This window comes from Stieleria varia, assembly GCF_038443385.1.
GTDB lineage: Bacteria > Planctomycetota > Planctomycetia > Pirellulales > Pirellulaceae > Stieleria > Stieleria varia.
This window is the reverse complement of record NZ_CP151726.1, coordinates 6,331,987-6,349,930: the sequence shown is the minus strand read 5'-3', so window position 1 is coordinate 6,349,930 and position 17,944 is coordinate 6,331,987. Positions and strand designations below refer to the sequence as shown.

The 17,944-nt window shown below is 56.7% G+C and carries 12 protein-coding genes; 9 read left to right on the top strand and 3 right to left on the bottom strand.

Going from position 1 to position 17,944, the window contains the following annotated elements:
* Both flgK and flgL read left to right on the top strand, forming a co-directional pair.
* Positions 1 to 1,968 carry a flagellar hook-associated protein FlgK gene (flgK, locus tag Pla52nx_RS21540; protein WP_146520724.1) on the top strand — a complete coding sequence of 656 codons (1,968 nt, stop codon included), beginning with the start codon at positions 1 to 3 and terminating at the stop codon, positions 1,966 to 1,968.
* A 5-nt stretch (positions 1,969 to 1,973) separates the two neighbouring features.
* Positions 1,974 to 3,431, top strand: coding sequence for a flagellar hook-associated protein FlgL (gene flgL / locus Pla52nx_RS21535; RefSeq protein WP_146520725.1), 1,458 nt, complete (start codon positions 1,974 to 1,976; stop codon positions 3,429 to 3,431).
* Between the two features lie 256 nt (positions 3,432 to 3,687).
* On the opposite strand, the gene Pla52nx_RS21530 is transcribed toward flgL, so the two are convergent.
* Positions 3,688 to 5,283 (bottom strand): GntP family permease, encoded by a 1,596-nt coding sequence (locus tag Pla52nx_RS21530; protein ID WP_231742046.1) that lies wholly within the window; start codon positions 5,281 to 5,283, stop codon positions 3,688 to 3,690.
* Between the two features lie 198 nt (positions 5,284 to 5,481).
* On the opposite strand from Pla52nx_RS21530, the gene Pla52nx_RS21525 reads away from it, so the two are divergent.
* The 3 genes from Pla52nx_RS21525 (at position 5,482) to sdhB (ending at position 9,406) form a co-directional block, all read left to right on the top strand.
* The gene (locus tag Pla52nx_RS21525) at positions 5,482 to 6,336 is read left to right on the top strand and encodes a succinate dehydrogenase cytochrome b558 subunit (protein WP_146520726.1); all 855 of its coding nucleotides are present in this window, start codon (positions 5,482 to 5,484) and stop codon (positions 6,334 to 6,336) included.
* A gap of 87 nt (positions 6,337 to 6,423) precedes the next feature.
* Positions 6,424 to 8,424 (top strand): succinate dehydrogenase flavoprotein subunit, encoded by a 2,001-nt coding sequence (gene sdhA, locus Pla52nx_RS21520; RefSeq protein ID WP_146520727.1) that lies wholly within the window; start codon positions 6,424 to 6,426, stop codon positions 8,422 to 8,424.
* Between the two features lie 127 nt (positions 8,425 to 8,551).
* Positions 8,552 to 9,406: a succinate dehydrogenase iron-sulfur subunit gene (gene sdhB / locus Pla52nx_RS21515; protein WP_146520728.1), complete on the top strand. Its 855-nt coding sequence runs from the start codon at positions 8,552 to 8,554 to the stop codon at positions 9,404 to 9,406.
* Positions 9,407 to 9,425: 19 nt separating this feature from the next.
* Here sdhB and Pla52nx_RS21510 read toward each other — a convergent pair whose 3' ends face one another.
* Entirely contained in the window at positions 9,426 to 9,968 is a 543-nt protein-coding gene (locus Pla52nx_RS21510; protein WP_146520729.1) for an ecotin family protein, read from the bottom strand.
* A gap of 511 nt (positions 9,969 to 10,479) precedes the next feature.
* Positions 10,480 to 13,125, bottom strand: a complete 2,646-nt coding sequence (mutS, locus tag Pla52nx_RS21505; RefSeq protein WP_146520730.1) for a DNA mismatch repair protein MutS — start codon at positions 13,123 to 13,125, stop codon at positions 10,480 to 10,482.
* Between the two features lie 241 nt (positions 13,126 to 13,366).
* Here mutS and Pla52nx_RS21500 point away from each other — a divergent pair, with 241 nt between their 5' ends.
* From Pla52nx_RS21500 to Pla52nx_RS21485, 4 genes are all read left to right on the top strand, one after another.
* Positions 13,367 to 14,011, top strand: a complete 645-nt coding sequence (locus tag Pla52nx_RS21500) for an ankyrin repeat domain-containing protein (RefSeq protein ID WP_197454688.1) — start codon at positions 13,367 to 13,369, stop codon at positions 14,009 to 14,011.
* Positions 14,012 to 14,559: 548 nt separating this feature from the next.
* Complete coding sequence (locus tag Pla52nx_RS21495; RefSeq protein ID WP_146520732.1) at positions 14,560 to 16,305, top strand: divalent metal cation transporter; 1,746 nt, start codon at positions 14,560 to 14,562, stop codon at positions 16,303 to 16,305.
* A 283-nt stretch (positions 16,306 to 16,588) separates the two neighbouring features.
* A complete protein-coding gene (locus Pla52nx_RS21490) occupies positions 16,589 to 17,560 on the top strand; it encodes a trypsin-like peptidase domain-containing protein (RefSeq protein ID WP_146520733.1) in 972 nt (323 codons plus the stop codon).
* A gap of 63 nt (positions 17,561 to 17,623) precedes the next feature.
* On the top strand, positions 17,624 to 17,851 hold the full coding sequence (locus Pla52nx_RS21485) for a hypothetical protein (protein ID WP_146520734.1): 228 nt from the start codon (positions 17,624 to 17,626) through the stop codon (positions 17,849 to 17,851).
* The last annotated feature ends 93 nt before the right edge of the window (positions 17,852 to 17,944 follow it).

The window sequence follows — 17,944 nt, the reverse complement described above, 5'->3', positions numbered from 1 at the left end:
ATGCCCAACTTTGCCCTCGGACTCTCGAGCCTACGTGCCAATCAGTTCGCGCTCAATGTTGTTGCGAACAACATCGCCAACGCCGGAACGGAAGGCTACCACCGTCGCAACGTTCACTTTCAACAGTTGCGAGCAAACGAGTACGGCGAGTTCCGAATCGGGACCGGCGTTTCGATCAATTACATCGAGCGGGTGCGCGACCAAGTCACCGAGGCATCGCTGACGAACGTGATCTCGGACCTCAGCAACGTGGATCAACTGCTGCAAGTGGAGCGGCAAGTGGAAGTCACCTTGCTCAGCGGGAACAATTCGATCAATTCTGAGTTGGATCAGTTCTTTGGTGAAGTCAGCCGGCTGACTTCCTCGCCCGATGAGCCAGCACAGCGGACCGCGGTGATTGAAACCGGCCAACGTCTGGCAGGCGTGATTCGTACCGCAGCGACGCAACTCGATCAACTTCGAAACGCCGTCCAATTTCAGATCCAAGAAGAAATCACGGCACTCAACCAAGACATGGCGACGCTCAATGAAATCAACATTGAGATTCGATCATTCACAGCACGGCGGGCGGACCCCAATACCGAGCTGGATCAACGTGACGCCTTGCTGAACCGGATCGCCGAGTCAGTCGGTATCACCCGAAACGACCACGTCGGCGGCGAATTGAATCTGATGATCGGCAACGCATCGATTCAACAGGCCAACCATGCAAGTGAGTTTCACTTGTCGGAAACGGAGACGGGCGAACTGGTCGTCCTGCTCGATGACTCGGATCGTGCCACAGATCTCGGCAGCGGCCGACTGGCGGCGTTGTTGGAAGTTTACAACTCGACGATTCCCAAGTATCAAGAGAAACTGGATACCATCGCAGGTGAGCTGATCCGCAACGTCGATCAGGTGCACGCGACAGGGATCGGTACAGCGGGCTCGTTTCAATCCCTTCTGGGTAGCCGCGTGGTCGATCAATCGGATATCCCGTTGGACGATGCTGGTCCCGTGTTTCCTATCGCATCCGGAGAATTGACCATCTCCATCGTGCAACCCGACGGCAAGCGACGCACAGAGATCATCACGATCGACCCCACCGTCGACAGCTTGGACGATGTCGCGGCAAGACTATCCGCCATCCCGAATCTGCGTGCGGAAGTCGAAGCGGAATACTCGCAACTCCGAATCTTTGCCGAGGCAGGATACAAGTTTGATTTCACCGGCAACGTACAGACCGAACCCGACCTGACCGCTTTTTCCGGCACAAGCGTGCCGACGTTTGCCGGACAGTACACGGGACCCGTCAACGAAACACTCTCATTTGAAATCGAAGGCACCGGTGATGTCGGCATCTCCGACGATCTCTTTCTCAATGTCTATTCCGAAAGCGGGACGCTGAAGCAGCAGATCAACATCGGGCAAGGATACGAAGCCGGCACGCCGCTTGATATCGGCGACGGTATCGAAATTCAACTGTCTCGGGGGACCGTCGCAGACGGCGATGCCTTTAGTTCGCGAGTGACCGCCAACCCCGACGAAACCGGAATCCTCGCCGCCCTGGGGCTTAACTCGTTCTTTCAAGGCGTCAACGCTACGACCATCGATGTCAGCAACGAAGTGCAATCGAATTCCGCTCGCTTGGCCATGGGCAAAACGGGAGATCCCGCAGACACAAACAACCTGTTCAACGTCATTGACCTGGAACAGTACAAGGGCATGCCCGGAAACCTCACCTTCACTCAATACATCAACGAAATCAACGTCGAGATCGGATTTGAGATCAATACCAACGTTTCCTTGAGCACCAGTCTCTCGTCGCTAAAACTGAGGCTGGAACAAGACCGCGATTCCTATTCCGGAGTCGATCTGAACGAAGAAATCGTCTATCTACAACAGTTCCAAAAATCATACGAAGCAGCAACACGCGTGATTCAGGCGGCTGACCAAATCCTCGATGATCTCTTCAGCATCCTAAGGTAACCAATATGACGTTTCGAGTCACAGCAGGCTCCTTCTCCACTCGCGCCATCCACTTTTCTCAGAAGCACAATCTGGATGTCCTGAAGTATCAAGAACAGATCTCGTCGGGCTTGAGCTTTCAGAGACCCTCGGAGGAACCGATCCGATTCAGGCAGGTGTCTTCGCTCAAGTCTCGTTACGAAGAATTGTCTGCCGACCGTAGCTCCATCAATCGAGCCAACTCGTTGCTCAATGCGTCCGTCAGCCAGATGCAGGACTTTGTCCAAGTCATCAACGGGGCAAAGGTGCTGGCGCAGCAAGGCGTTCAAGCCAACGACGACGACGAAAGAACCGCCCTGGCGTTAGAAGTCGATGGACTGTTGGATCAACTCAAAGGAATCGCGCTGACTCGATTCAACGACAAGTATTTGTTCAGCGGTACCCGATCGGAAACACCGCCCTTTACGTTTGTCGAGCCCGACGGTGCCAGCGGTGAAATCCAAGCGATTTACAATGGATCAAACGAACGAAGTCGCGCGAGTGTCGGCGATTCGATCACCGTGGACACCTACTACACCGGACTGGAGATCTTCGGCGGTCGCGGCAGACAACCCACTGAATTGTTTGGACTGACGGGTGCAAAGCCGGGGGCAGGAACCGACACAATGGTTGGTCGAGCGGACTTGACCGTCTTGCACGGAATCACCACCTATGCCGCCGGATCAGGGATCGCAGCGGGCACGGACTCAGCCTCGGGCGATACCATCATCGGACCATCTGGCCAGCATACTCTGACGATTGTCGAAACCGCCGGCGATGGCAGTGCGGGAACCATCAGCTTGAACGGTGCCCCCGCCGTCCCCTTCACGTCAGCCGATACCAACCTGCTCGTGACCGGCAGCCTGGGGCAATCCATCTATGTCGACACCACCAACATCACGGCCGGTTTCAATGGCTCGGTGGATATCACGTCCACCGGTTTTCTAAGTGTTGATGACGGAGTCACGCAGATTGCGATTGATCATAGCTCCAATCAAGTCGTCGTGGACTCGGTGTCAGGCGGCGCCGTTACGATCGACTCTCAAGCGATCACCAAGACGGGAGTCGATCACCTCGAGTTCCCAGGAACCGACAACGCCTTTCAAATCCTATCACAACTAGCATCGGATCTTCGCAACTCTCGCGGTTTGCAGAACCAGGACCTCGCCCTGGCGATCGACCGACGATTGGGTGAACTGAGCAACATTGCCGAGAACGCCTTTGAAGCTCTCGGTGAACAAGCATCCTCGCTCAAAACGATGGACACACTGGGCGGACGAGTGGACTCACTGATGCTGTCGGTCGAGATCGAGATCAGCGAGGTGCAAGCCACCGATCTCCCCGACGCGGTCCTGAGGATGGAAAACGCTCAAGCACTGCTGCAATACACCTACGCAGCAACCGCCGACCTGTTGTCACTGGGACTATTAAGTTTCCTCCGATAGCCTCACACCCCGTCATGGGATTCGCCAGAATCCCCACCACTCCCGCATACACATTCATCGATCGATCGCGTTGAAAAACCCCCCTTCCCCTTTTCGTCGCGTTAAAAACCCCCCTTCCCCTTTTCGCGCCGAAATCAATGTGTTTTCGCTCGCGGGGGTGGAAACCTGATTACGGACGCCTTCAACATCGCGGGCGATCGCCAATGGACGTGGGGCACCGGATTGCGTTGTACAAAACAAGGTCTGTTGGTTTGATTCAGTGGTTGACGCCGGGGACTAACCAGGCAAACAGCATGGTGACCGCTAACGCGGAAAAACCCATGGCGGTGCTCATGGGTGAAATCACCTTCAATCCCTCTGCTTCCGTCATCCCGCTCATTCGCGTGATGACCCAAAACGCGCTGTCGGTCATCCACGAAATCGGCTTGCTGCCCGCGCCGATCGCCATCGCGAGGTAGACCGGATGAAACGGGAACCCTTCGCCCGCCACGAATCCTTGCAGGACGCCGGCGGCTGTGATCATCGCCACCGTCGCCGAGCCTTGCAGCGTGCGGACTGCGGCGGTTACCGCAAAAGCCACCGGCAACAGCAACAACCCTGGGACATCTTGCGCCAAGTCTTGGACCGCGCCCGCGATCCCGGCTTGCCGCAACATCGCCCCAAAGGCGCCGCCCGCGGCGGTGATCAAGATAATGCTGCCAGCAGCCCCGAGCGATCGAGTCACCAAAGTCTTGCGTTTCTCTGCAGGAACGTAACGCATCAATCCGAACGCCAGCAGGACACCGATACCGATGGCGATGTTCTTGTCCCCAGTGAACTTGAACAAGTCCGTCCAACCGCTCGCGATGACCCGGTCGGATTTGATCAGATAGGCCAACACCGAACCGACCGTGATCAGTACAACGGGAACGGCGATGGGCAGCAGCGAAGCCAGCAGGGAGGGGCCGTTTGCGGAGCCAGGTACGGACGCTGGCAGTGTCTCCAGCGAAACCAGGGATTGACTGTCTTCGTCGCCATTCTGTGCGTCACTGCCCGATAGGCCACTATCCGATAATTCGTCATCGGAAAACCGGAGCGGCACATCGACCAATCGGTTGATCACGCGTGCGGCAAAAAGCGAAATGACGCTGCTGCATCCGCCCACCAGTAAGCCGACCCCGAGCATCACGCCGATGTCGACGCCGATGATCTCCGCAACCTGCAGCGGTCCTGGTGTCGGCGGGATCAGCGAGTGTGCCAGGGAGCCGCCCGCGAGAATGGCCAAGATGAACAGGACGTAGTCTTTACCCAACCGCTGCCGCAGTGACCGAGCAAGCGGCACCATCAAGTAAAAAACGGTGTCAAAGAATACCGGGATCCCCAGCAGAAACGAACTCGCCGCCAAGGCTTCCGGAGCTCTGCGGGGGCCGGTCAGCGAGAGCATCCTGTCAACGATGGTGGCCGCGGCGCCCGATTCGAGCAAACACTGCCCGATGATGCTGGCCAAAGCGATCAAAATGCCGATCTTGCCAGCGGTGTCGCCAAAGGCGGTGGCCAAACGCGTGGCGGCCGACGTGGTCGGCAACGCGTCGACTTGTTTTTGCGAAAGGTTTCCCTTTTGGAACTCTGCCTGCGCGTATTCGCCCAGTGCGGTGGGGCTGGAAAGCCAAGCGACCAGCAATCCGGCCAGCAACAGCGTCAGGAACGCGTGCAAGCGAAACACGAGAATGCTGACCAAAACCACGGCGACCGACAGGGCAACGATCCACCAAATCCCGATCCCGACGCCAGCCTCCGTCTCTGCGACGGCATCGGACACGGACGGGGGTGCCTGGGCCAAGAAGGTGCCAAACGTGTACCGCAAAGAACTCATCCCGTCTCCGAAGCCCATTCTTTGGGCAAAAGCGTCAATTTGCCGACCTAGTCGCGTGCCTCAATCGATCGTAAAGTACCACAATCTGTGACGTGAATGTTTTATTCGCCCTGGCAGCATGTTTGGCCGGGGCCGCCTTCATTTGACGTCACGCCGCAGCCCACCAGATCGAACCCAATCAGATCAAAGATCAATCGAGTGACCGATTCCACCCCCGAGACTTCGTTCTTTTTGCGTCACGAGTTCGCAATCCGACGCTTGCACTCGCTCACCGGCATCATCCCGCTGGGGCTTTATATGGTGGTTCACTTGACCACCAACGCCAGCTTGCTCAACGGCTCGGAAACGTTTCAGCGAGCCGTCTTTCTGATTCACAGCCCCGGGATGTTGCTGCCGCTGATCGAGTGGTTTGCGATCCTATTGCCGCTGATTTTTCATGCGGCGATCGGCGTTTGGATTGCTAAAACGGGCAAGTCCAATACCGGGCGGTATGGTTTCGTTAGTAACCGCCGGTACAAGTGGCAGCGTTGGACGGGCGTCATCGCATTGTTCTACCTTTTCCTCCACGTGCTGCACCTGCACGGTTGGTTCCACGCGGAGTTTTGGCGCAGTGCGATCGCTCCGCTGGGTCTGGGCGTTTTCAGCCCCTACAACGCGGGCAGCTCACTCGTTTTGGCGATGAACAACTACATTTGGCCGCCGATTTATCTGGTCGGCGTCCTGGCTTGCGTCTATCACTTGGCCAACGGCCTCTGGACCTCGGGGATCACTTGGGGCTTGTGGATCTCGCCGGCCGCTCAGCAACGAGCCACAAAAGTTTGTGTGGCGTTCGGCTTGGTCTTGGCGGTTATCTCCGTATCGGCGTGGTGGGCTGCGGTTTCACCCACTGCTGCCGACGCGATCGAGATGCGTGAGGTGGAGGACCGCATGTACGACGCCGGTGTGGAAGCAGGCACGGTGCCAGAAATGCCCGAAAAACGAAGCCCACGCCCCGAGCCGGAACCCGCCGTCGATGTGACTGCCGACGCAGGCGAACCGGCCAGTCAGTCTTGATCGCAATCTCGTCATCCTTCAACCAATTGATCTGCTGACAAAATACCCGGCAGCTCTCACACGTTTCCAAAACCCAAGATCGTTGTCATGGCAAATCATCGCGTCGTCGTCATCGGAGGTGGACTCGCAGGACTCTCCTCCACCATGAAATTGGCCGAACTGGGAGTCGAAGTCGATCTGATCAGTCTGACCCCCGTCAAACGCTCGCACAGTGTGTGCGCCCAAGGTGGCATTAATAGCTGCAACGATCAAACTCGCCAACTCGGCGACAACGAGTGGAAACACTTGGACGACACGGTCTACGGCGGCGACTTCTTGAACCACCAGCCGCCGGTCAAAGAAATGGCGTACTGGGCCCCCAAAGTCATCGAGTTGATGGACCGCTTGGGGGTTCCCTTCAACCGAACCGGAGAAGGATTCATTGACCGACGTCGCTTCGGCGGAACCCTTTACAAACGAACCGCGTTCGCCGGCGCCACGACGGGACAACAGTTGCTCTATGCCTTGGACGAACAAGTCCGCCGGCGTGAGTCCGAGGGCCTGGTACGCAAGTTCGAGTTTTGGGATTTCCTTGGTCCCATCCAAGATGAGACCGGACGCTGTCGCGGTGCCGTCGCCCAAGACATGGTGACGATGGAAATCCGAACCTTCCCCGCCGACGCCGTCGTCGTCGCCACCGGCGGATGCGGTCTGATCTACGGTCGCAGCACGATGAGCGTGTTCTGCACCGGCAGCGCCGCCAGCCGATGTTTCCAAGCCGGTGCGAATTACGCCAACGGGGAGTTCATCCAAGTCCACCCGACCGCGATCCCTGGCAGCGATAAACTGCGTTTGATGAGCGAGTCGGCGCGAGGCGAAGGCGGTCGCGTGTGGGTGCCTCGCAAACCGCAAGACCCGCGAGCACCGAAAACCATTCCAGATTCCGAGCGTTACTACTTCCTCGAGGAACGCTATCCCGAATACGGCAACCTGGTCCCGCGTGACATCGCTACCCGCGAGATCTTTGACATCTGTGTCAACGACAACCTTAGCGTCGAATCCGATCGCATGTGCGTTTACTTGGACCTGACGCACATTCCCAAAGCCGAATTGGATCGTAAACTCGGCGGCATCCTGGAAATTTATGAAAAGTTCCAAGGCGTCGATCCACGCGTTGAGCCGATGAAAATTTTCCCAGCGGTGCACTACAGCATGGGCGGTCTGTGGGCAGACTATGTCAAGAGCGACGACGGCGGATTGGAAGCCGGCGCGCCTCGTAACCACATGACCAATATCGAAGGCCTCTACGCGATCGGCGAGTGCGACTATCACTATCACGGTGCCAATCGTTTGGGCGCAAACTCCCTGCTCTCATGCATCTTCTCCGGGCTGTTCACAGGCCCCTGCATCCTCAACTACGCCGAAAACCAATCCAGCGGACATGCCGACGTTCCCCAGTCGGTTCTCAAGGGAGCGTTGGAATGTCAGCAAGCTCGACATGATCACTTGCTCAACGGAAACCCCGACAGCGACGAGAATCCGTACCTGATTCACCAGGAACTCGGTGACATCATGACCCGCGCGGCCACCGTGGTCCGCCGAAACGATCAACTCGAGGACGCGATCGTGAAAGTCAACGAGTTGCACGAGCGGGCGATGAAAGTCAGCTTGTCCGACACCGGCAGTTGGTCCAACCAAAACGTGATCTTTGCCAAAGCTCTCCAGGACATGTTCCCGATCGCCAAAGCCCTTCTCAAAGGCGCCCTGGCTCGCGACGAATGCCGTGGTGCTCACTTCAAACCCGCGTTCACCAAACCCTCTCTGACCGCGACCGACCCGGTGGAAAGACGACGCCAAGCCGAAGAATGGTGCGATGCGTTTGAGGCCAACAACGAAAAATACCTCAAGAGCACGATCGCGACTTGGAACCCCAAGACACAACAGCCCGAGCTTTCCTACGAAGACGTCGATACGTCGCTGATTCCGCCTCGACCTCGACTGTACGGCCTCGTCGGAGCCGAAGTAATTGAGGAGGTTTGGAACGAACGTGCCAAGGCCAAAGTCGATGCCCAAAAACACGCCAAACAGCACGCAGACGCCGCGACCTGAATATCGTCGCTCGACTCTCCAACTCGATAGCGTTCACGCACAACAAAACCGCCCCTGGCCCGGGTGGTACAATTTCTCCAGAACTCAAAAACACCCACTGTAACCCAACCCCGCAAAGGATCGACGGATGATCGCCCTCGAACCCTCCCTCAAGAATCGTCCTGAGTTCATCAACGTTCGCGTCCGCCGCCAAGACGGCCCCGGACAAGAACCCTATTGGCAACTGTTCAAAATCAAGTACGAACCCGAATTGAATGTCATCAGCGTTCTGCAACGAATCGCCGCACTGAGCAGAACCTCTGACGGCAATAAAGTCGCGCCGGTTGCTTGGGACTGCGGATGCCTGGAGGAAGTCTGCGGGTCATGCACCATGCTGATCAACGGCCGCGTGCGTCAAAGCTGTAGCGCGCTGGTGGATCGTCTGCTGGAAGTCAACCCGGACGAACTGTTGTTGGAGCCGATGAGCAAATTTCCTGTCGTCCGTGACTTGATCGTCGATCGCAAACGTCTGTTCCGCGGTTTGCAACGCGTCAAGGCTTGGGTGCCCGTGGACAGCTACTACAACATGGGCCCCGGCGAACGTCAGTTGCGTGCCACGCAAGAACAAAACTATCCACTCAGCCAGTGCATGAGCTGCGGCTGCTGCCTGGATGCTTGCCCACAGTACAACAAGATCGAGCTGAAGAAAAAGGAAGGCGAGAGCGCCGAAGAGTTCGCCAAACGTGAGCAAGCCGAGTTTGACCAAGCGTTCGTGGGACCCCATGCGATCTCGCAAGCGATGTTGTTCAACAATCACCCAACGGGCAAGGCATTGGCATCGGAACGACTGGACGCACTAACCGGCCCCGGCGGAATTCAAGCTTGCGGGAACGCACAGAACTGCGTCGCCGTTTGCCCCAAAGAAATCCCGCTGACGACCTCCATCGCACGAGCCGGACGAGCGGCCACTGTTCATACGCTCAAGACGTGGTTCGAAAAGTAGATGCGCGAACGAGTAGATGTCATTGCTCACCTATTTCACTGCTGTTCTGTTCAGCAATTGCCTCCGCCTCACTTCGTTCCAAGTCGCACGATTCAGCAAGATCAGGTTGCAATCTCAGGACACGCGATTTCAACTCGAATGTGGCGTCTGCGTTTGTCATCTTCGGAACATCAATAACCACCGTTCGATCGCTGTCGTATGCGACAAATATCGAATCAGATTGGACGAATTGCTCTCGCGGAAGTAGAGGAGCAGAATCCCAATCGGTAACTTTCGTTACGCGGTAATACTTAACGGGACGGAAGAAGTTCGCGCGAAACTCACCACCGTACACAACGGCACCGGAGCCTACCTTTGCGCGGATCCCACAGTAGATTTCGACAGTAAGCTCATCCTCATCTGCACGGTCCGCCATGGTCAATGTGTAGCGAGTGTAGCCAGAAGGCAGATTGGGAACTTGGCGGAATGATTCGCTAAGTAATGGTTCCCGGCATATTGCTGTCGTTACAACTGGATTTAGTACCGCGACGAAAACAAAGAAAGACAGTGACCAGCTATTCATATGCGTCTCACCAGGCGAACGTCCAGGATCACGGCGGACGAACGGGAAAGTTGACCATTGAGTGACGGCGCCTTGAGTCCTGCCGTGCATCCGTTTGTTCTGTCGTCTTCCGATGGCGGTACCGTACCGCCTGGATGCGACCTTTGGATTGTATCGCATGCCCGGAGCGCACGGCAATTCGAGCCCTGATTTCACTTCTGATTTTGCCCCAGCGAAGACATCGCCGAAGTCGAATGCCGAATCCGGACCGTCACACGCGATCCAATGGCAACAACGGTGCGGGGAATAAAAAGGGTGTTTTCCTGCCAATCTGCGCAAGCTGTTTTACGCAAACGTGTTGCGATGACTGGCGTGAGCCAGCGTGAATGATCCGGGCTAGGTTTTGTTTGCTTGCCGAGGACGCATGGGGGGACTCCTTGCTGCGCTCACCGGGTTAGCGTCTCGGAGAGACGCTGCTACGTGGTGGTGGGATTTCTGTCGAAGTCCACTACGCCATTGATTGATAATGCTCCTACTTCACTGCGGGGTTTCGCTTCAGTTCGTTCTTCGCGTTTTGCAAGAACGTCATCGCGTCCAAGGGGGTCATTGAATCCAGTTGCAGATCTTGCAACTGGGTCAGGACCGGGTGATCGGCGAAACCGAAGAGCGTCAGTTGATAGCTGCCACCTGAACCGCCGTTGGAATTTGAGCCGCCTGGGGGCGGAATGGTGGGGCGGTCAAGCGCGTCGCGATGGTCGGCTTCGAGTTGAGCCAGGACGTCTTTCGCGCGTTCGTTGACCACGCGTGGGATGCCGGCGAGTCTCGCCACGTGAATCCCGTAGCTCTTGTCCGCACCGCCGGCAACGATTCGGTGCAAGAAGACGACTTCATCATTCCACTCTTTGACTGCCACGTTCAGGTTTGCCACACGCGGCAAGGATTCCTCCAACTGAGTCAGTTCGTGGTAATGCGTTGCAAACAGCGTGCGGCAACCGATCTGTTCGTGCAAGTGTTCCGTGATGGCCCACGCCAGCGAGAGGCCGTCATACGTGCTGGTGCCTCGACCGATTTCGTCCAAGATGACCAAACTACGTGGGGTCGCCGTGTTCAGAATCCTGGCGGTCTCGACCATTTCCACCATGAAGGTACTTTGTCCGCGACTGAGTTCATCGCTTGCTCCGACGCGGGCAAAGATTCTATCGGCGATTCCGATGGTGGCTTTTTCCGCCGGCACGAACGATCCGGCTTGGGCGAGCAACGTGATCAGTGCGACTTGGCGAATGTAGGTGCTCTTTCCCGCCATGTTGGGACCGGTGATCAACAGGATCATCCCGGACTCGGGTGAGTGGACGCAATCATTGGGGACAAATTCTCCTTGCGGCAGCGTCACATCCAAGACCGGGTGACGGCCCGCCTCGATTCGCAGAATGGAATCGTCCGTCATCTCTGGGCGAATCCAATTGCGTTGTGCGGCAATCTCCGCCAGCGCGGTCAGCACGTCCAGTTCCGCCATCGCCATGGCGACTTCCTGCAGCGTCGACAGGTGTCGGTGGGTTTCGTTGCGCAGTTCGCCGAACAGGAGTTGCTCGCGTGAAGATGCTTTGTCGTCTGCCGCCAGCACCTTTTCTTCGTACTCTTTCAATTCCGGCGTGATGTAACGTTCGCAATTTTTCAGCGTTTGTTTGCGAATGAAATCGGCTGGAATCTTGCCCTTTTGTGAGTTGATGACTTCGAGGTAATAACCGAAGACTTTGTTGTAACCGACCTTCAAATTTGAGATGCCGGTTTCGTCCATCTGTTTTTGTTGGTAGGCGGCGATCCATTGTTTGCCGCCCTTGGCCAGTTCACGCAGTGCGTCGAGTTCTTCGTCAAACCCAGGTCGAATGAAGTTGCCGTCTGAGGCTGACAAGGGGCATTCGTCGGCCAATCCGGATTCGAGTCGTTGTCGAAGGTTGGGGCACAGGTGCAAGTGAGCTTCGACAAACTGCAGACGCTCGGGCGCTCGGTCAGCCAGTCGAGCTTTGAGTTGCGGCAGTCCCGCCAGCGTCCGTGCGACTTGTTGCAAGTCACGTGGGCCGGTGCGGCCGGTTGCGATTCGAGCAAGTAAGCGTGTGATGTCGAACGTCTGTTTCAGCGTGTTGCGTATGTCAGTGCGCAACGCATGATCACGCAGCAACTCTGCCACCGACTCATGACGTGATTCGATGCAATGGATGGAAATCGACGGCGCGGCGATCCAGTCGGCAAGCAACCGCGAGCCCATCGGCGTGCATGTCAGATCAATCGCGTCCAACAGCGAGCCTGAACGAGAACCCGTGCGTAGTGTTCGGGTGATTTCAAGACTGCGGCGCGTCGAAGCATCGATTTGCAGCACACCGGACTGTTGGTGCGCGGCGAGGGATCGAAAGTGGTCCAGGCCGCTCGGTTGGGTGTCTTGGAGGTAAGTCAACACGGCACCGGCGGCGCGGATGGCTGGTGCGTCGTCTTCGTCGTGAAACCCAAAGCCTTCCAAACCGTTGACGGCAAACTGCTTGCAGAGCGTTTCTCGCGCGGTGTCTTCTGCAAAGCTCCACGCGGGTCGCGAAGTCCATGACCAGGGGGCGGTGGTATCGATCGAAAACCGTGCGTCGTCCTCGCGGTACAGGACTTCGGCAGGCCCGATCCGTGCCAGTTCGTCATCGATGCGTGTTTGGGGGAAGGTGCCCGCGTAGAAACGGCCGCTGGAAAGTTCCGCCCAGGCGATCCCGGCCATCGGCTCGCCTGCGTTCTTGCCCGCTCCTTTCTTGTGTTGCAGAACCACCGCGGCCACATAGTTGGCTTCGCGTGGGTCCAGCATCACGTCGTCGGTCAAAGTGCCGGCGCTGACGATGCGAGTGATCTCGCGGCGAACCAGTCCTTTGGCGGTTTTTGGATCCTCCACCTGTTCACAGACGGCGGCCCGATAGCCCGCCTGGATCAGCTTTCGCAAATAGCCGTCCAGTTGGTGATGTGGAAAGCCCGCCATGGCGGTGGGGTTATCGCTGTCTTTGTCGCGACTGGTCAGGGTCAGTCCCAGCAATCCCGCCGCCTTTTTGGCGTCATCCAAGAACAATTCGTAGAAATCACCCATGCGAAAGAACAGCAGTGCGTCGCCGCAAGCCTTTTTCGCTTCGTGATACTGTTTCATCATCGGTGTCATGACGCAAATATTAGCGGTGCCGAGGGTTCGATAACAGCCATGGGATCGGAACGGCGAGCCGGGTCGCGGGGAAGGGAAATGGTTGTGCCCATTAGGAAAACTTTGGCAGTCGGGAAAACGACATAAATCGGTGTGGCGGCAGTTTTGCCCGGTTTGAGCTCGACCGAATCGAGGTAGGATGAAAGCGGCGCTGCGGAGAGAGCAGCGGCATGCACTTTTTCCTCACCATCGAGATCCAGCCGTGTTTCCCTATCGTTCTCTCTGCTCTGCGTTCTGTCTTTCGTTGGTTCTGCTGCTGTCGGGATGTTCGCCAGAGAATGAGAAACAAAGCACACCTGTATCGGGCGGCGACGGGGCAACTCCTGATGCGGATGCCCAGACGGTCGCTGCAGAGAAACCCAGTTCGATGTACAGCCCGGACGCATTTCGCAGCGCAGCCCATGACGGCAAGATGTCCGTCGTCGAGTCGGTGCTTAAGAGCAACATGGATGTCGACGAAGCGGACGTCAGTGGACTGACAGCGCTGGCCATGGCGGCGTACAACGGCCACACCGTGATCGTCAAGAAACTGCTGGCGGCGGGTGCTACAGTGGATTCACGAGATCGAGACGGCAAGACTCCGTTGATCCATGCATCCAGTGGCGAGTTTCCTGAGACGGTCCAAGTTCTGATCGATGCCGGAGCTGATATCAACGCGATCGACAGCGGCGAAGGATTCACACCGTTGATGACCGCAGCCGCGTTGGGCAACATCGAGGTGGTCAAGGTTTTGTTGGCTGCCGGCGCGGACAGGTCATTGGTGGACAAAGATGACGGGGAATCCGCACTGGTTTTCGCTGAGAATGCGGGCCACGAGGAAATCGTCAAACTGTTGAAATCCGAGTGACACGCTAGTGGTCTGGGTCAGCTTATCTTTAGGGTAGTGGATCTTGTTAAAGATCCTGTAGCTTATCTTTAGGGTAGTGGATCTTGTTAAAGATCCTGTAGCGATGGGATCTTTGGCAAGATCCACTACGGCAAACCCTAATCTTCTTGCTGTCCCAGACCACCAGACCGGATTGTTCATGAGCGGCTGGCGCGATAGCGTCCGGTTCCCGAGCATAGGTGCAAGAACCGGACGCTATCGCGTGGCGGCTGATATGCGCAGACTGTTTTCGCACCAATCCTCGCAAGCCGTTTCACGCAAACATGTTGCGATGAGTTTGCCTGTCGTGGGTGACTTCACGAGTCCTCGTGATGTTTTTCGTTGCAGCGACTCGTGACCTCATCCACGGCGGTGGGCTGCACAAGGGCATCGCTGGCTTTTTTCATGACTTCTACCTCAGTTCACACGAAATACCGGTAGGACGCTCCACCGGACAGCCGCTTCGGGTTAACATTTGCCTCCCGAACCTCCTTCCTTCCTCGTACGCTTCCCCAGCGGATGAATCTTTGATGGCCGACGAGAACACGCAAACGACCGAAGACGCGCTTTTGGAAACCGCACAGTCGAAAGGTTTTTTCGGCAAAGCGGCGATATACACGCGACTTTCCGGGCCTGGATGGCTGCAAGGGGCAATCACGTTGGGGGGCGGTTCGCTCGCGGGTGCTTTGTACCTGGGCGTACTCTGCGGTTACGAACTGATGTGGTTGCAACCCGTTGCGATGATCTTGGGCGTGATCATGCTCAGCGCCATCAGCTACGTCGCCCTGTCGACGGGCGAGCGTCCTTTTCAAACGCTGAAAAACCACATCAGCCCTGTTTTGGCCTGGGGATGGCTGATCGCGACCATGATGGCCAACATCGTCTGGTGTTTGCCTCAGTTCGCATTGGGCACCGCCGCAGTGGAGCAAAACCTGATTCCGTCGATGGAGCAGATGGCGTACGGCAAACACATCATCGCTGGATCTTTGCTGGTCATCGCTTCGATCGTCATCTGGTTTTACAACTCGGGCAGCAAAGGGATCAAGTTGTTTGAGTTGATCCTCAAAGCAATGGTCGGGGTCGTCGTGCTTTCGTTCTTTGGCGTCGTCTTTGCCATGACTTGGGAAGGCGCATTGGACTGGGGCAAAATCTTTGCCGGGCTGATTCCCAACCCTCGCTATTTGTTCGAGCCCGTGCCTGCGATGACCGAGTCCATCGCCGCAACGGGTGAACAAGCGGGCTGGTGGACATCGACCGTCGCCAATTTGCAAAAGGACCGGATCATCACGGCATTTGCCACGGCTGTCGGCATCAACATGACGTTCCTGCTGCCCTACTCGATGTTACGCAAGGGCTGGGGAACCAAGCACCGTGGTTTGGCAATCTATGACTTGTCCATCGGACTCATCGTGCCATTCGTCTTGGCCACCAGTTGCGTCGTGATCGCAGCGGCAAGCCAATTCCATGGTAAGTCGAGCGACGTCTTGGTATTGGTGGAAGCGGGCAAGACCGACAAGACCGTCAAGGACTACTACGATCACGTCGATAGACGGCTGTCACACGAGAAAGGAGACTCGTTCAAAGCGTTGTTGAAAACGGTCAAGGATGGACCGGCCGATGCCCCTGAAGTCGTCGAGGCGATGAACGAAATCAACGCCGCCCGCGCCGCGTTGCCTCAAGCCGACAAGGAAGTCGCCGCGTTGATCACCGGTCGTGATAACTTTGCCTTGGCAGAAACGCTCGAACCGCTCGTGGGCTCCACGGTCGCACAAACACTTTTCGGAATCGGCGTGCTCGGAATGGGGCTTTCGACCATCATTATCCTGATGCTGATCAACGGATTTGCATTCTGTGAGTTGATCGACAAACCCGCCGACGGAATGTGGCACCGTATCGGATGCTTCATTCCAGCGGTCGGTGTGTTGGGCCCATTCTTTTGGAGCAAAGCTGCACCGGCGTTGGCCACCCCGACATCCGTGATCGGGGGAGCCATGTTGCCGATCGCCTATCTGTCCTTCTTGTTGCTGATGAACTCAAAACGTGCCATCGGAAACGCTGCTCCGACGGGTACCTCACGAGTGGTGTGGAATGCGTTGATGATCCCCGCAACCTTCGTCGCCCTGTTCGGTTCCGCATGGGGGCTGATGGGCAAAACGATGGGCGAAAGCTTCCCAATCGGCAACATCGCCCTGGGTGTTCTCGCCGTGATGCTGGTCTTGGGGGTCCTGGGTTTCCTCAAAAAGCAGAAAGAACACGCATCTGCCGAGAATGGTTGAGAAATGTTTGCAATCCTGTGGCACAGCCTATAGGATTGTCTTTTCGGGTGGAGCGAATCTACTACCTAGACCGGATGATTCATCAGCCGCAGCGCGATAGCGTCCGGTTCCCGAGTATAGGCGTGAGAACCGGACGCTATCGCGTGGCGGCTGATATGCGCAGACTGTTTTCGTGCCAATCAGCGTAAGCTGTTTTATGCAAACGTATTGCGCAGAAAATAGTGAGTCGCGTCGATAATCCGGGCTAGATCGACGTGGTGACCATTGACCAAAAGGGGCAAACATGAAATACGCATCGGTGGTGTCGTTAAAGGAGCAGTTGTTCGGCGAGCGCAAGGTCGCCGCGAGTGCTTTGTCGGGCGCGCGGCAAAAAGGCCTGATGGCAGGCGTGACGGCGTCGGCGATCGTCTCGGTGCCCAAGGCTCCGATCGCCTTGGGGATCACGGGCAAGAACGGAAACTTCAAACTCGCGGTCCGCGTTCACGAGCGATCGCAAGGCATCAAAGTCGTGCTGGACGACATCTATCGGCGTTGCAAAGGCGAGATGTCGGTCAAGATCGTCGGCAACGTGGTCAAGCAAGCTCCCTGGCATCAGTCGCTCAATCGCCCGCTACGCATCGGCGGCTCTGTGGGTCACTATCAAATCACGGCTGGAACGCTCGGTTGTTTTGTCACCAAGGACGGTAGCGAGGACTTTATCCTGTCCAATAATCACGTGCTGGCGAACGAGAATCTCGGTCGCGTCGGCGCAAACATCCTGCAGCCAGGTGACGCTGATGGTGGCCGAAATCCTCGCGACAAGGTCGGCGACTTGGCGAAGTTTGTTCGATTAAAGAAACGCGGGAACCTGGTTGATTGTGCGATGGCGACGATCGACGAAGGAATGGAATATTACTACAACGAACTGGAGTCACTCGGTCCAATCACTGGCGTGCGGACGGATCCCTTGGAAGACGGCGAACCGGTATTCAAGGTCGGACGAACAACCGGGGTGACGAAAGGTCGTGTTTCCGCGATCGAGCTGGATCGCTTGGTGGTCGGTTTTGACATGGGGGACTTGGAGTTCGATAGTCAGATTGAAATAGAACCGGTCGGCTCTGCTCCTTTTAGCCTCGGCGGCGATAGCGGATCCTTGATCGTCGACAGCAAGCGCAAAGCCGTGGGGCTATTGTTTGCCGGAAACGATATCGATGCCACGTACGCCAATGACATCAACAATGTCTTGTCGGCGTTGAAGGTCGACCTTGTCTTTTGAGACGCAACGGCGACAATGGAAACGTCGTTCCATTCCCCATTGCCGTCCAGCGGACAGTGAATCATGACAGCACCACAGAAGCTACAGAAGGCTCGTGAAGCGAAGAAAAAAGCGGTGGAACTGTACGGCGGCTGGAAGGCGGTCAACGGGATCGGAATCTCTAGCTCCAACGGTGACTACGCGATCAAAATCAATCTCGAGACGGAGCTTGACGGGGAGCAGAAAATCTCGCGGGAGATCGACGGAGTGCCCGTGGTGACCAAGATGGTCGGAAAGATCTCAAAGCAGTAGTGTGCCGATGCGAAGGTGAGCGGTGAGGGACGCCTGATCATTAGTTGGCGTAGTGGATTTCGCCAGAAATCCGGTCAGGTGGGGATTCTGGCG